The sequence below is a fragment of the Chryseobacterium sp. B21-037 genome (assembly GCF_028570785.1).
GTDB lineage: Bacteria > Bacteroidota > Bacteroidia > Flavobacteriales > Weeksellaceae > Chryseobacterium > Chryseobacterium proteolyticum.
The window spans coordinates 2,720,882-2,735,606 of record NZ_JALGCB010000001.1 but is presented as its reverse complement, the minus strand read 5'-3'; the positions used below and the strand labels follow the sequence as shown (position 1 = coordinate 2,735,606).

General features: G+C 36.4%; 12 protein-coding genes. 5 read left to right on the top strand and 7 right to left on the bottom strand.

What is annotated here, in order from left to right; translation table 11 throughout:
• Positions 1-250 precede the first annotated feature (250 nt).
• Positions 251-2,230, top strand: a complete 1,980-nt coding sequence (locus MTQ00_RS12140) for a M4 family metallopeptidase (protein WP_273649318.1) — start codon at positions 251-253, stop codon at positions 2,228-2,230.
• Positions 2,231-2,303: 73 nt separating this feature from the next.
• On the opposite strand, the gene hemH is transcribed toward MTQ00_RS12140, so the two are convergent.
• The 3 genes from hemH to MTQ00_RS12125 are packed head-to-tail and all read right to left on the bottom strand — an operon-like array spanning position 2,304 to position 4,761.
• Complete coding sequence (gene hemH, locus MTQ00_RS12135) at positions 2,304-3,338, bottom strand: ferrochelatase (protein ID WP_273649316.1); 1,035 nt, start codon at positions 3,336-3,338, stop codon at positions 2,304-2,306.
• A gap of 10 nt (positions 3,339-3,348) precedes the next feature.
• The gene (locus tag MTQ00_RS12130; protein ID WP_273649314.1) at positions 3,349-3,879 is read right to left on the bottom strand and encodes an NADPH-dependent FMN reductase; all 531 of its coding nucleotides are present in this window, start codon (positions 3,877-3,879) and stop codon (positions 3,349-3,351) included.
• A gap of 3 nt (positions 3,880-3,882) precedes the next feature.
• Positions 3,883-4,761: a NifU family protein gene (locus MTQ00_RS12125; protein WP_172280310.1), complete on the bottom strand. Its 879-nt coding sequence runs from the start codon at positions 4,759-4,761 to the stop codon at positions 3,883-3,885.
• A gap of 152 nt (positions 4,762-4,913) precedes the next feature.
• On the opposite strand from MTQ00_RS12125, the gene MTQ00_RS12120 reads away from it, so the two are divergent.
• On the top strand, positions 4,914-5,429 hold the full coding sequence (locus MTQ00_RS12120) for a gamma carbonic anhydrase family protein (protein WP_273649313.1): 516 nt from the start codon (positions 4,914-4,916) through the stop codon (positions 5,427-5,429).
• A gap of 96 nt (positions 5,430-5,525) precedes the next feature.
• On the opposite strand, the gene MTQ00_RS12115 is transcribed toward MTQ00_RS12120, so the two are convergent.
• Complete coding sequence (locus MTQ00_RS12115) at positions 5,526-5,972, bottom strand: hypothetical protein (RefSeq protein WP_273649312.1); 447 nt, start codon at positions 5,970-5,972, stop codon at positions 5,526-5,528.
• A gap of 83 nt (positions 5,973-6,055) precedes the next feature.
• Between MTQ00_RS12115 and MTQ00_RS12110 the strand changes: the two genes are divergently transcribed.
• Complete coding sequence (locus MTQ00_RS12110) at positions 6,056-8,182, top strand: helix-turn-helix domain-containing protein (RefSeq protein WP_273649311.1); 2,127 nt, start codon at positions 6,056-6,058, stop codon at positions 8,180-8,182.
• Between the two features lie 32 nt (positions 8,183-8,214).
• Here MTQ00_RS12110 and MTQ00_RS12105 read toward each other — a convergent pair whose 3' ends face one another.
• Positions 8,215-9,063 carry a M12 family metallopeptidase gene (locus MTQ00_RS12105; RefSeq protein ID WP_273649309.1) on the bottom strand — a complete coding sequence of 283 codons (849 nt, stop codon included), beginning with the start codon at positions 9,061-9,063 and terminating at the stop codon, positions 8,215-8,217.
• A 381-nt stretch (positions 9,064-9,444) separates the two neighbouring features.
• Here MTQ00_RS12105 and MTQ00_RS12100 point away from each other — a divergent pair, with 381 nt between their 5' ends.
• The gene (locus MTQ00_RS12100; protein ID WP_273649307.1) at positions 9,445-10,449 is read left to right on the top strand and encodes an LLM class flavin-dependent oxidoreductase; all 1,005 of its coding nucleotides are present in this window, start codon (positions 9,445-9,447) and stop codon (positions 10,447-10,449) included.
• 66 nt (positions 10,450-10,515) lie between these two features.
• The gene (gene ribB, locus MTQ00_RS12095) at positions 10,516-11,637 is read left to right on the top strand and encodes a 3,4-dihydroxy-2-butanone-4-phosphate synthase (RefSeq protein WP_172280297.1); all 1,122 of its coding nucleotides are present in this window, start codon (positions 10,516-10,518) and stop codon (positions 11,635-11,637) included.
• Positions 11,638-11,678: 41 nt separating this feature from the next.
• Here the strand turns inward: ribB and fmt are convergent, their stop codons facing one another.
• Both fmt and MTQ00_RS12085 read right to left on the bottom strand, forming a co-directional pair.
• Entirely contained in the window at positions 11,679-12,626 is a 948-nt protein-coding gene (gene fmt / locus MTQ00_RS12090) for a methionyl-tRNA formyltransferase (protein WP_172280296.1), read from the bottom strand.
• Positions 12,627-12,792: 166 nt separating this feature from the next.
• Complete coding sequence (locus MTQ00_RS12085; protein ID WP_273649304.1) at positions 12,793-14,694, bottom strand: RecQ family ATP-dependent DNA helicase; 1,902 nt, start codon at positions 14,692-14,694, stop codon at positions 12,793-12,795.
• Positions 14,695-14,725: the final 31 nt, after the last annotated feature.

Below are 14,725 nucleotides of genomic sequence, written 5' to 3'. Positions count from 1 at the left end.
AATATTTTACCAAGCAATTAATATGCATAGCATAGCAAAAAAATATTTCACTTGTGCATGATTTTTAACTTAATTTATTAATAAAAAAGAAGTTATGATTTGAAATAATAATTAATTAATTTTTTTTTATTGAAAAAACACATTGTATTTTATTTATGGATTTACCATATAAATTGATTTTTTTTCAATGGTTTATTTTTTTTATTGTAAAAAGTCTATAAATTCGCTAGACCATTTAATAAATATTTTTATGAAAACAAAATTTATCTTAGTGGCAAGTATTGCCGCTTGCTCTTTCGTATTTGGGCAGGACAAACCGTCAAAACTGATTTCCGGTAAAAACGGGTTACACGCAGAGTTTTTAAGATTTGATAAAAATGGGCCTTCTTTTCAGGGAAGTCCGGTTTTGTTTGATGAAGCTTCTCAAAGGTATATCCCAGCTGAAGCCAAAAAACTCGGCACAGAAAAGGATAGGTTGGGATTTGAAACCCATAGATTCCAACAAACTGTTAATAACATTCCTGTAGAATATGGAACAATAGCTGTTCAGACCAAGGGTGGAAAAATTGTAGGAGAATCTGGAAAATGGATTCTTAAAGTTCCTGAGAAGATTGAAAAAAGTACGAATATTTCCGAGGATATAGCATTGCAAAATGCATTATCATTTGTGGGAGCGGATTCGTACAAATGGCAGAATAAGGAGGAAGAGGATTTTATTAAAAAAGAATCCAATGATCCTAACGCAAGCTTTGCCCCAAAGGCAGAGTTGGTTTATTACTCAGATCCTACTGATGAAAAGCTTCGTGATTTGAAATTAGCCTATAAGTTTGATATTTATGCGGAAAAGCCATTGAGCAGACAGTATGTTTTTGTAGACGCTAAGAACGGGAAGGTCCTGGGAACTGATGCAATAATTCATGATGTGAACGCTCCGGGAACTGCTACTACAGGGTATAGCGGAAACCGAAGTATTGTTGCAGATTCGTATAATGGAAGTTACAGATTGAGAGAAACCGGAAGAAATGCAGGGAGTGGTGCAGGGACTGCTGTAGAAACGTATAATTTAAAGAAAGGAACTAATTATTCTGCTGCTGTAGATTTTACGGATACTGATAACAATTGGAATAATGTAAATGCCAATAAAGACCAGTACGCTACTGATGCCCACTGGGGAGCAGAAGCAACTTTAGACTACTTGTACACAAAATTTAACAGAAAAAGTATTGACAACAATAATTTTGCTATAAAATCTTATGTTCACTATTCTACCAATTATACAAATGCATTTTGGGACGGATCCAGAATGACATATGGTGATGGCGCCTCTAATACCACTGGCGGATTGCCACTAACTGCTCTGGATGTTTGTGGGCACGAAATTACCCATGGAATGACTTCTAAAACTGCAAACCTTGCCTACCAAAGGGAGTCAGGTGCGTTAAATGAAGGTTTCTCAGATGTATTTGGAAATTCAATAGAATTATGGGCGAGACCTTCACAGGCAAGCTGGAAATTAGGAGAAGATTTCAATTATGTCATTAGAGATATGTCTAATCCTAATGCTTACCGTCAGCCTGATACGTATAAAGGAACGTATTGGAAAGATGCGAGCAGCTCTTGTACTCCTCAGGGAAATCCTAATTTACCTGGATATAACGACTATTGTGGAGTACATACCAATTCAGGAGTTCTTAACTTTTGGTATTACTTGTTAGTAACCGGTGGTTCAGGAACTAATGATAACGGTTTTGCATACAATGTTTCAGGAATAGGATTGGATAAAGCGGGAGCTATTGCTTACAGAACATTGACTTCTTATCTTACTTCTTCATCTACTTATGCCAATGCAAGAACTTCTTCATTACAAGCTGCAGCAGATCTTTATGGTACAGGTAGTAATGAAGTTACTCAGGTAACCAATGCCTGGAATGCCGTAGGAGTTGGAGGTGGTACTTCCTCTGCAGGACGTGCTGTTGCTGAGCCAAATACTTCGCTATACACCATTAGTCCAAATCCGGCGACTGATAAATTTACAGTAATATTTGAAGGTAAAGCAGGAAAAGGAGTTGTTGAGGTAGTAAGCTTAACAGGTAAGAAAGAAATTTCTGAAAAAGTAGAGCTTACAGACGGGGTTAATAAACTTGGTTTACAGATTCCATCTACAATGCTTCCTGGAGTATATGTTGTAGTGGTTAATGGCCAGAAAGCTGGGAATTTAATCAAAAAATAATCTTAATATATTTAATTACAGAAAGGACATAAGAATTTCTTATGTCCTTTCTTTTATTGTATTGATCTGAATTTTATACGAAATAGAACTCATTCAGTTTTTCTTCACATAGCGTTTTTACCACTTCAATCCATCGATCTTCATCATTTAAACACGGTATATAATGGAAGTTTTCTCCACCGCCATGTAAAAACTGTTCTTTGCCTTCTACTGAAATTTCTTCCAGGGTTTCAAGACAATCTGAAACGAATGCCGGGCAAACAATAGCCAGATTTTTGACTCCTTTTTTAGGGATTGTTTCTAACGTTTCATCGGTATAAGGTTCTATCCACTTATCCTTTCCCAGTCTGGACTGAAATGAAACAATGGTTTTTTCTTTGGGTAATCCCATTTTTGCAATAACAGTTTCAGTGGTCTTATAGCACTGATGTCTGTAGCAACGGGCATTATGGGCTTCTATTGTACTGTTAATGCAGTTGGAATCATCGATCTTACACGTGTGGGAAGGGTCTGTTTTATAGATATGTCTTTCCGGAACTCCATGATATGAAAACTGCAAGGCATCGAAATTTTCAGGAAGTTTTTCCTTGATACTTTCTGCTAGGCAGTTGATATAAATATCTCTATCGTAAAAAGGCTGGATATAATTGATTTTTACAGTCGGGAAAGTTTTCTTTCTTACTTCTTCTGCCTTTTCAATCACCGTTTCCGTCGTACTCATAGCATATTGGGGATACAATGGGAAAAGAACAATTTCGGAAACTCCCTGATCAACCAGTTTTTGAATTCCGGCTTCGATACTCGGCTGTGCATATCGCATTCCGATTTCCACAGGAACGTCAACCAGCTTCTGTAACTTCTTCTGAATCTTCTCAGTGATCACTATCAATGGTGAACCTTCATCTGTCCATACGGTTTTGTAAGCTTCAGCAGATTTGGCCGGTCTTGTATTGAGTATAATACCACGCACAAGGAGAGCTCTGAAAATCCAGCGATAATCTATAACCCTTTCGTCCATTAAAAACTCATCAAGATATTCCTTTACATCGTTTACAGCTGTAGATTTGGGAGAACCAAGATTTACAAGTAAAATTCCTTTTTTAGCCAATTTTTTTATTTTAATTATGAAAAATAGAGTTTTCGAAACTGATCATCAATTTTGATATCATCGCAAAGGTATTATTTTCAATGTTACCATTTTCATCAAATTTACCTTTGATCCCTTTTATAAGGAGTTGATGATCACTCTCCGTTGCAGCACCGAGTGTTCTTAAAATCAGTAAAAGTTCTTCATGTGCTTTTTCTCCCTGAGCCGAAGCTGTAATAACAGCCACAGGTTTTTCAGAAAAGATCGTAGTTGATACACACCATTCCAGAAGGTTTTTTAATCTGCTTGGAATACTGAAAATATATTCCGGTGTAGAAAATAATACACCTGCAGAACCTTTAATATCTTCTCTGATCTTTAAAATTTCTACAGGTGTATTATGATCCGTTTGTTGCGTGTCAAAATGAGGAAAAATGGAAAGATCGTCGTAAATCTCGAAATCAATGCTGCTCGTTTTAATGGCTTGCTGTATAAGTTTCCAATTACTTGAGTTCTTTGTGGCACTACCAATGATTACTACGATTTTCTTTCCTCCAGACATCAATTATCCATTTACAGCTTCCACTCTTTCTACTAAATCAGGAACGAATTGTTTTAAAATATTTTCGATTCCGTTTTTTAGGGTAGCAGTAGAACTTGGACATCCTGAACATGCACCCTGTAACAGCATTTTCGCTGTTTTGTTGGCTTCGTCATATTCCATTAATGAAATTTTCCCGCCATCATTTTCCACTGCCGGTGCAACGTATTCATTTAATATATCAGAGATTTTCTGTTCATCATCCGTATAATCCCTGTTGATGATTTTTTCTACCGGATTCTCGTGCTTCTGAGGTTCAAGGTTTGAAATCTCACCCCCGTTCTGAAGATATTCAGCAATAAGCCCGCGTACAGCCATCATAACCTGATGCCATTCTACAGAATCGTTTCTTGTTACTGCAACGAAATTATCAGAGATAAATACTTCTTTAGCAAAATCAAATTCCTTAAAGATAGCCTGAGCTAAAGGAACTCCATCAGCTTCAGTTCTTGATTTAACCTCTACAAAACCATCCAGTAATAATTTGCTGGAAACAAATTTCATCACATTAGGATTAGGAGTCATCTCTGCATAGATCTGATACATTTCCTTTTTCTTCTGAAGGTAAACCCTTGGGTTAGCAAGCAATTCATCTTCAATTACATTTTTCAGACTTTCAGCAACATGCTCCCACTCTACAGTATCTTGTTTTGCAACAGCCACAAAATTAGCCGTAATGAAAATTCTCTCTACAAAAGGGTAGTTGAAAAGTTCCTGAGCAATAGGAATTTCTGAAATATCTGAACTTCTGTCCAATTCAAGAGACCCGGGAATCAAATTGTAATCAGCAACAAATTTCATCACTTTTGGGTTTTCTGTTGGCTCTATAAGTATCTTACGCATTTTTTCGTTAAATTTGAGATACAAAAATACGCAATTAGAAATTAGGAGGGAGAAGGAAGAAGTTAGATTTTTGCTATCACTGTAATTTAAAAATAGTGATTGCTTCACCTGATTTCAGAAGTTACTCATTTTCAAAATATCAAATTAACAATATGGCACTTATAAAAGAACTTTTGGGCAAAGCACCACAAATAGGGGAAAATACTTTTCTGGCAGAAACGGCAACTATCATTGGAGATGTTACTATGGGAAAAGAATGCAGTGTATGGTATAATGCAGTAATACGGGGAGATGTTAACTACATAAAAATGGGGGATAAGGTAAATGTCCAGGATAACGTCATGCTACACTGTACATATGAAAAATATCCACTGGTTATAGGAAATAACGTTTCTATAGGGCATAACGCCATTGTGCACGGATGTACGGTTCAGGATAACGTTCTGATCGGAATGGGAGCAATTGTGATGGATGACTGCCTTGTGGAAGAAAATTCAATAATTGGTGCAGGATCGGTTGTTACTCAGGGAACGCATATTAAATCCGGAGAAGTATGGGGTGGTGTACCGGCCAGGAAAATAAAAGATATTTCCTCCCAGTTGCTTGAAGGAGAGGTTAACAGGATTGCCGATAATTATGTGAAGTATTCCTCATGGTATAAGGGATAAGATTAAAAATATGATATAAAAAAATGCTCTGTCATCTGACAGAGCATTTTTTTATCCTTAGTAAAAACTCCTGTTCGTGTATATAAAAATATTGTTTTATTGTCCTTCAAATATGAGCTCGGCTTTTCCATTCTTGCATTTTATGCCCTTGGGTTCCGCAATTACAGAACAATCCGAAGTAATCCCGTATTTGGTATTAAACTCTGCTTCTTTTTTATTGTAGCCTTCTATTAAAGGTAAAATCTGCTCTTCTGAAACCTTAGGATAAGCAATGTAAAATTTAGGACCACCACAAGCTTTTGCTCCCATCGGTGCTATTTTCCAGTCATCAGGATTACTGCATTTTTCCTTGGCAATTTCTGATTCTACTACTGCTTTTGCTTTTTCCAATTGAACCTCATCATATTTCTTGCTGTTTTCATCAGCGGGTCTTTCTGAAATATCTTTAGGTAAATTATCTGTCATATTTTTTGTGCCACAAGAAGCCAAAGCCATTGCTATACATAGTGATATCACAGAAATCTTAGCGGGTACTTTTCCCATATTAGTTTTTATCTTTAAAAAACGAACTCAAAAGTTATGCCACAAGAGCGATTTCAAATTCATTTTCCGTAATTTTGAAGACGATGAACAATCATTTTTTTGACATAATAGAGCACACCAACAGAAGTGTTTTCCTCACTGGAAAAGCAGGAACAGGTAAAACAACTTTTCTGAATGATTTTGTAAAAAGGACCAAGAAGAAGCACATTGTGATAGCACCTACAGGGATTGCTGCCATTAATGCAGGTGGAGTTACCATTCATTCCATGTTTGGGCTGCCATTACGAACATTTTTACCTACCACAGAAAGAATCGATGGAAGTTTAGCAAATAATATTGCTGATCTGATGCCTCATTTTAAGTACCGTAAGGATAAACTCAAGCTTTTAAGGGAAATAGAAATTATCATCATCGATGAGGTCTCGATGCTCAGAGCTGATGTCCTTGACATGATGGACTTTTCTCTAAGATTTGTCAGAAGAAACAATCAAAGATTCGGAGGGGTTCAGATGCTGTTCATTGGAGACTTGTATCAGCTTCCGCCGGTGGTAAGAGATGAACATATTCTGAAGATGTATTATCAGTCTCCGTTCTTTTTCGATAGCCTTGCAATCAAGGAAATTCCTTTGATTACTATTGAATTGACAAAAGTCTACCGTCAGTCCGATCAGGAATTTCTGGAAATCCTGAATGCTATCCGGGATGGCGATATCGCCAATATTGATTTTGAACATCTTAATGAGAGGTATGACCCCGATTTCGAAACGGGACAGGATTCATATGTCTATCTGTGTTCTCACAATAAAATGGCAGATGAGATCAATCAGAAAAAACTCGCAGAAATAAAAGTTGATCCCAGCACTTATGAAGCGAAACTCTTTGGGGAATTTAAAGAAAACCAGTTTCCGAATGATCAGTTTCTGGAGCTAAAGATAGGAGCTCAGATTATGTTTATCAGAAATGATGTTTCTCCCGAAAAGAAATATTTTAATGGAAAGCTGGGGGAAATTGTGGGACTGGATGAAAATGAGATTCGTGTAGCTTTAGAAGGAAGTGAAAGAGAAATCGTCGTCAAAAGAGAAGTATGGGAACAGAAGAAATATTTCCTGGATACTGATAAAAATATTAAAGAAGAGGTTTTAGGAAGCTTTGAGCAATTTCCTATAAAACTGGCATGGGCAGTTACCATCCACAAAAGCCAGGGATTAACCTTTGATAAGGTAATTATTGATGCCGGGAAAAGTTTTACGGCAGGGCAGGTGTATGTTGCATTATCACGATGCAGGACGTTGGAGGGGATTGTTTTAAAATCAAAAATTACTCCTGAAGTCATATTTAAAGATACGAGGATACTTCAATTCCAGGGCGACACTTTTGCTAATGATCATGTAGAAGATATTTTAAACAGAGAAAAATACGATTACAGTATTAAAAAAGTGCTTCGTACAATTGATAGTTTATGGTTTCTGAAAGAAGTTGAAGAATGGAATAAGCTGTCTGTCGCTACAAAAAATATTGATCATGTAAAAACCAACCAGCTCTATCTTCAGCTAAAGCATGAAATCGTTCAGCTTGGAAAGATTTTTGGAAAACTGGAAAGGGTATTAACTCAAAAAATAGAGCTTCTTCTTGATAAGAAAGAGGAATGGTCTGAAATTGAAAATAAGGCAAAAGGGGCTGTTAATTTCTTTTTTACCGAGATACGTGACAAGGTTTTTAATCCTTTGAAAGATTTTTATGCTGAAATAAAAGGAGCAAAAGGACTTAAGCAATATAATGAAGAATTTAAAGACTGGCTGGAAGATATTGAAGAATACCTGAATAGCCTGAAAGATATTCATTTGCTGGATACTAAACTTCTGGATGAGAAAAACAACCAGGAGGTCAGCCTGAAAATTGCCAAAGTTCCATCTCAGGTGCTTACCTTTCAACTATTTGAGCAAGGAAAAACAATTGGTGAAATCTCACTGGAAAGAGGGCTTGTAAAAGAAACCGTTATCGGGCACCTGGCGAAATTTGCAGAACAGGGTTTACTGGATATCTCCAGAGTCATTACTTCAGATAAGATTAAAGCTTTTGAAAAAGAATTTTACCAGAAACCGCACGAGACATTGACGGAATGGAAGAATGCTTTGCCGAATGATTTTGAATTTAATGAAATAAGAATTCTTATCAACCACTATAATTACAAAAAGGAAAAGAATTCCTAAGAATTCTTTTCCTGTCTATAGCATATTGAAAATTAAGGATACATTGCATTGATCGTATTGATGTCTCCTGTCGTAAAGCCTGTCCTGTTGTAGGTGAAATTGGTATTATCCGCTTTTTTAATGGTAGGTAATCCATTTTTAGAATACGAGGTTGGCCAGTACATCATCACTGAATTAATATTGAAAGGCCCGATATCTGTTCCTGAATTATAAATATTGAAATTGTAAGCTTGTCCGCTTTGGATATTATCCCATTGGATGCTTACATATTGATCCCGGTCTTTACGGCAGTGCTCATGATAAAGCCCTACAGTATGTCCCATTTCATGGATCACTGACGCCGTAGAAATATTCTGATCCAATGAGATGTTTTGTTTACCTCCCTGGTATCCGATATGAGCCCACCCGTCATATCCGGAAGAGCTTCCGAAAATAAATTCTACATAATTGGATTGATTGGTACGGGGAATCCATTGGGTATTGGTTTTTGTATTATACTCATTGACTGCAGAAGTAATCTTATTTGCATTAATAGACCCCATATTGCTGGCTACGGTATAATAAATTTTGCCATTCGGCCACCTTGACAAAGTTGCTCCACCTTTATTTGCAGAATTATCTTCCGCTAATTGTTTATCGGACAACACGATGTCTCCCTGGAAAAAATTCATTCCATTCTTTCTCTCGTAGGTAATAACCTGTCCTCCTAATTTGCCCTGTTTAATGTTAGCTGAATTGAAAGCATCAGTTTGTGCTTCCGTCATCATTTCTTCATTGTTTTTACTGCATGATGTAAGAATCAAGGCAACAATCAGGCTGATCGATAGATTTCTTTTGGTTAACATTCTGCTTAAGAATGTTTTTTCAAATCGTTTTTTCATAATAATATTTTTTGTGGTATTAAACTATGATCCAATATGATAGGATCATATACAAATTTAATATTTTATTTCTCTTATATATGATTTATTTATATGGATGCAATATAAATTTTACTTATTGTTGATTTTTTTGATGCTACAGGCTTTTAAAAAGGGGATTTGGAAAAGTATTTTTCGATCTCATTTCTAGAAAATCCATAAGAGGTACGGATAAGGATTTTTTAATAGTTTTTGCCTGAAATAGGTCATCAGACTTATCAATTACAAAAAGTAACTAATGCAGTTTTTATGTGGTAAATTTGTATGTTTTTAAATCTCAATTTATAATTACGAAATTGGCAAAGGAGGTTTCAGATCTTCTTTAGAAAATAATGATCATCTATGAAAAATTTTGAAATATCTGTTTTGGATCTTGCTCCGGTAAAGCAGGGAAAAAGCATCCACGATACCTTTCAGGACAGTCTGTCCCTGGCAAATTATGCTGAAAATATCAATTATAAAAGATTTTGGCTGGCAGAGCACCATAATATGGCAAGCATAGCCAGTTCGGCTACCTCTGTTCTTATTGGTTTCATTGCAAATGGAACCCAAAAAATAAGAGTAGGGTCGGGAGGGGTTATGCTTCCCAATCACAGTTCACTGGTCATCGCCGAACAATTCGGGACGCTTGAGTCTTTATTCCCAGGCAGAATTGATCTTGGGCTTGGAAGGGCTCCCGGAACGGATGGCATTACCGCCCAGGCACTGGGAAGGAATCCTGCAATTATCAACGAACAATTTCCCAGACAGATTCTGGAACTGCAAAGATATTTTTCCAAAGAAAATTCCAACTCTTTAGTTCGTGCGATTCCTGGTGAGGGACTGGATATTCCATTGTATATCCTGGGCTCGAGTACTGACAGTGCGTGGCTTGCAGCAGAATTGGGTCTTCCGTATGCTTTTGCGGGACATTTTGCCCCTGAACAGATGGAAATGGCTTTCAGTATTTACAGAGAACATTTTGAGCCATCCAAACAGCTTGACAATCCTTATATTATGGCCTGTGTGAATGGAACTGCCGCAGAAACTTCAGAAGAGGCTCATCAGCTTTCTACCACATTATTTCAGGCATTTCTTAATATTATCAGAAATGATAGAAAGCCATTTGCTCCACCTGTGACGGATATGGATGATATATGGTCGCCTATGGAAAAATCGGCTGTGCTACAGAAATTGAGATACAGTTTTATCGGGGATCAATCTGAAATTGAAAAAAAATTAAAAGACTTCCAGGAAAAATTCAATGTAGACGAGCTTATCATCAATTCTCATATTTATGATCATCAGAAAAGACTTGATTCTTACGGGATTTTCAGAAAAGCTAAGGACTCTTTAATCATAAAATAACAAACCATTTATATTAATTGGCGATGCCTTTTTTTATGAGTATCTTTGCAAAAATTTAAAGTAAAAATGTCTGATATTAAATTAAATACTATTCCTGAGGCTATTGAAGACCTTAAAAATGGTAAAATAATCATAGTAGTGGATGATGAGAACAGAGAAAATGAAGGAGATTTTCTTTGTGCTGCAGAACTTACAACTCCTGAACTGATCAACTTTATGGCAGTGCATGGGAGAGGACTTATCTGTATGCCTCTTCCTGAAAAAAGATGTGATGAACTAGGTCTTGACATCATGGTGAGCAGAAGCAGTGATCCTAAAGAAACAGCTTTTACGGTTTCCGTGGACCTTTTGGGAAATGGTACGTCAACCGGAATTTCAGCAGGTGACAGAGCTAAAACCATTCTTGCTTTAATGGACGAAAAATCCAAACCTACTGACTTTATGAGACCGGGACATATCTTTCCGCTTCGTGCAAAGAAAGGGGGAGTACTAAAAAGAGCCGGACATACTGAAGCGGCTATTGACCTTACACATTTGGCAGGTTTAAAAGAAGGTGGAGTAATCTGTGAAATTATGAATGAAGATGGCACGATGTCCCGTCTTCCCGACTTGTACGCATTTGCTCAGAAGCATGATATGAAGATTGTATCAATTGAGGATCTTATTCACTATCAGCTTAAAAAAGGAAATTTAGTTGACAGAATAGAAGAAAGAAAAGTGAAAACCCATTATGGGGAATTCGATTTTTATGCATTCAGGGAAACCTCTAATGAGCAGATTCATTTTGTACTGACCAAAGGGGCATGGACTATAGATGAACCGGTATTGGTAAGAGTACAGTCTTCTGATTCTTATTTTGATGTTTTAACAAGACTGAATAATGGGGAAACTCCGCTATTAGAGAAAGTAACCAAAATGATCAATGAAGAAGGGAAAGGAGTTATTATTTTTATTAATAATGTTTCCAATTCTGAAAACACATTGAAAAAATTACAGCAGTTCCTAGATTATCAGGATGGTCAGCAGCAACATCCGACATTAGCCTATAATTACAGGGATTACGGTATCGGAACACAGATTCTGAAAAACCTGGGAATTAATAAATTCAAAGTACTTACCCAGAATCCTGATGTAAAACCACAGGTAGGAGGATATGATGTGGAAGTTACTGAGATGGTGAAATTATAGAAATATCTACGACATTTCAATATAAAAAATGGCTTGAGTAATCAAGCCATTTTTATTTCGTCAAAATTTCTAAAACCATTCAGGAAATCTTTGATATTCATTCTTTTTTTACCTTCCAGTTGGAGTTCTAATGGCTCATAGATTCCGTCCTGGGTATAAATTTTAAAAGTATTTTTGGATATCTCCAGTGTTCCGGGAGTTTCATTATGATGGGAAACCTCAAATTTTCCTCCAAAAATCTTTAATCCTTTATCTTCTTCTCCAATCTTCAGGGTCGTAAAAGCAGCAGGATACGGGGACATTCCTAGAATAAACTGATGGATGACTTTAGACGGAGCATTCCAGTTGATTTTAGTATCTTCTTTAAAAATTTTAAAGGCATTTTTAGGATGCTCAACCTGTGGTTGAGGTATTTCCTTAATAGAGTTTTCAGCAAGGCCATCCAAAGTACGTACAACAAGCTTTGATCCTATTTGCATTAATCTGTCGTGAAGACTTCCGGCGTTCTCATCCGGCAGCAACTGTAATTCTTCCTGAAGAAGGATATTTCCTTCGTCTATTTTTTCGTTGATAAAGAAAGTAGTTACCCCTGTCTTTTGTTCACCATTAATTACAGCATAATTAATAGGGGCCGCACCTCTGTAATCGGGAAGGAGGGAAGCGTGAAGATTGAATGTCCCTATTCTTGGCATTTCAAAAAGAACTTTGGGCATCATTCTAAAAGCAACAACCACAAATACATCAGCATTCAGGTCTTTGATTTGTTGTAAGAATTCAGGATTTCTTAATTTTTCCGGCTGGAAAACAGCAAGGTTATGTTCTTCAGCATATATTTTTACAGGAGATTGATGGATTTTCTGGCCCCGTCCACTCGCTTTATCGGCAACTGTTACAACACCAACTACTTCATGATGAGACTGGTGAATAGCTTCTAAAGCAGTTTTAGCAAATTCGGGAGTACCTAGAAAAACGACTTTTAATGATTTCATACTGCAAAGATAAGTTTTTAGTTGAAGTTGAATGGTGGGAATTTAGAAGTTAGAGGTTAGAGGTTGCTAATTGAAAACTCATTAGAAATATTAATTTTATCATTAATACATAAATACATAAATACATAAATACATAAATACATAAATACATAAATATATTTTTCAACTAAGCCAAAGCATACGTCCTGAAATTCAGCATTTTTACTTTTCCGGAGTCCAATAGAAAAATCAGGTTTTCCAAGATGTTCTCTTTGGAATGATAACTCAGCTGGATGGAAAGCTCTTCAATAGTAGCCGGTCTCTTAGCCAATAATGTTATCAGCTGAGTCGATATATTCTTTCCAAAGATGGTTTGTTTATTCTTTTCGCAAATAGAACATTGCCCACAGGTTTTTGAATTTTTCTCTCCAAAATAGGACAAGATAAGCTTCATTTTGCAATAATCTTTGTTTTCTACATAAAACTTCATCTCCTCCCATTTTTGGATTTTATTTCTTTGAATATGTTCAAAAAGCTTCCAGTAGGCGCCATTGATGGTTCTTTCATCCCGGGGTTTTAAAAACTTAATACTGGATAGGGCTCCGTCTACATATTCGAGATAATTTTTTTGCTGGAGTTCTTTAAGACGTTCCTTTATTAAAGGAATTGCAATTCCAATTTTGTTACTTACATTTTGTTCACTGAACATTACTTTATGAGTTGTTATTCCTGATACAGTGCGAAGCATAAGCTCGATAAAGTAAGCATCTTTTTTAGGAAGCTGATCTATTTCATCAGCCTGTATCAGCAACTCAAGTGAAGATAAACTTTTATTGTCGTTGTGATAGATGATTTCCTGATTATGAAGAAAGTTCAGAACGTTTTTAATCTTGGCAACAGATAATTTTGTAAAATTCTGAATACCATTCATGTTCAATTGAAATACTTTTTCAGGAAGTTCATATTCGGCAACCTGAAAAACTGAGTAAAGGTAACTGATGATCTTCAGAAACTCTGCTTTGTTAGGAATCTGATTTTTTAATATCTGTTCAAAATTTACAATTTCCTGTTGGTTCCATAATAAATATGCAAAACTATCCTGCCCGTCTCTTCCTGCCCGTCCTATTTCCTGATAGTAATTTTCAAGCGATGGAGAAGGGGAGTAATGAATTACAAACCGGACATTATCCTTATCGATTCCCATACCAAAGGCATTAGTTGAGATCAGAACATAATCATTACGGGTGTTCCATAAATGTTGTTTAGCATTTTTTTCTTTTGTGGATAATCCTGCGTGAAAGTAATCTACATTTCTCAGTTGATTCCTGTGCAAAAATTCCGTTAGCAGTTCAGCTTCTTTTCGGGTACGGACATATATAATTCCTGAGTCATTATTGTACCTTAAAATATCATAAATCCGTTGGTATTTATCGGACACTTCTTCAGTAAAGATCCGTATATTTTCTCTTTTAAAGCTTTTTTGAAAAACTACAGGATTGATCAATCCCAGCTTTATCTTTATTTCTTCTAAAACTTTGGGGGTAGCAGTAGCAGTTAAAGCAAGGCATGGGATGTCGGGATTATTTTTTCTGAATTCCTTAATATTCTGATAGCTTGGACGGAAATCCTGTCCCCATTCCGAAATACAGTGTGCTTCATCTACAGCAATAAACGAAAGCTGTATTTCTTCCATATTCTGGATAAACTGTCTGTTCGTTAATCTTTCCGGTGAAACGTAAAGCAGCTTGGTTAATCCGTCTTTGCATCGGTTAAAAATAACTTCTGCATCATAGTCATCAAGTTCCGAAGACAGATATTCCGCTTCAATTCCTCTGAATTTAAGCTGATTTACCTGATCCTTCATCAGGGCAAGCAAGGGAGAGATTACGAGGCATACACCTTCCCGGAACAAAGCCGGAAGCTGATAGCATAGGGATTTTCCGGCTCCTGTAGGAAGTAAAACCAGTGTGTCTTTTTCGTTAATAATAGAATTAATAATTTCTTCCTGAGAATCTCTGAAACTATCGTATCCCCAGAAATATTTAAGGGTCTTATATTTTAACTGGTCAAAATCGCTTGAAGAAATCATGGCATAAAAATAAGGAAAGTATCACAACAAA

Coding starts and splice junctions, on each gene's coding strand:
- MTQ00_RS12140 (WP_273649318.1), top strand. CDS start 251: ATGAAAACAAAATTTATCTTAGTGGCAAGTATTGCCGCTTGCTCTTTC.
- MTQ00_RS12130 (WP_273649314.1), bottom strand. CDS start 3,879: ATGTCTGGAGGAAAGAAAATCGTAGTAATCATTGGTAGTGCCACAAAG.
- MTQ00_RS12125 (WP_172280310.1), bottom strand. CDS start 4,761: ATGCGTAAGATACTTATAGAGCCAACAGAAAACCCAAAAGTGATGAAA.
- MTQ00_RS12120 (WP_273649313.1), top strand. CDS start 4,914: ATGGCACTTATAAAAGAACTTTTGGGCAAAGCACCACAAATAGGGGAA.
- MTQ00_RS12115 (WP_273649312.1), bottom strand. CDS start 5,972: ATGGGAAAAGTACCCGCTAAGATTTCTGTGATATCACTATGTATAGCA.
- MTQ00_RS12110 (WP_273649311.1), top strand. CDS start 6,056: ATGAACAATCATTTTTTTGACATAATAGAGCACACCAACAGAAGTGTT.
- MTQ00_RS12105 (WP_273649309.1), bottom strand. CDS start 9,063: ATGAAAAAACGATTTGAAAAAACATTCTTAAGCAGAATGTTAACCAAA.
- MTQ00_RS12100 (WP_273649307.1), top strand. CDS start 9,445: ATGAAAAATTTTGAAATATCTGTTTTGGATCTTGCTCCGGTAAAGCAG.
- ribB (WP_172280297.1), top strand. CDS start 10,516: ATGTCTGATATTAAATTAAATACTATTCCTGAGGCTATTGAAGACCTT.
- fmt (WP_172280296.1), bottom strand. CDS start 12,626: ATGAAATCATTAAAAGTCGTTTTTCTAGGTACTCCCGAATTTGCTAAA.
- MTQ00_RS12085 (WP_273649304.1), bottom strand. CDS start 14,694: ATGATTTCTTCAAGCGATTTTGACCAGTTAAAATATAAGACCCTTAAA.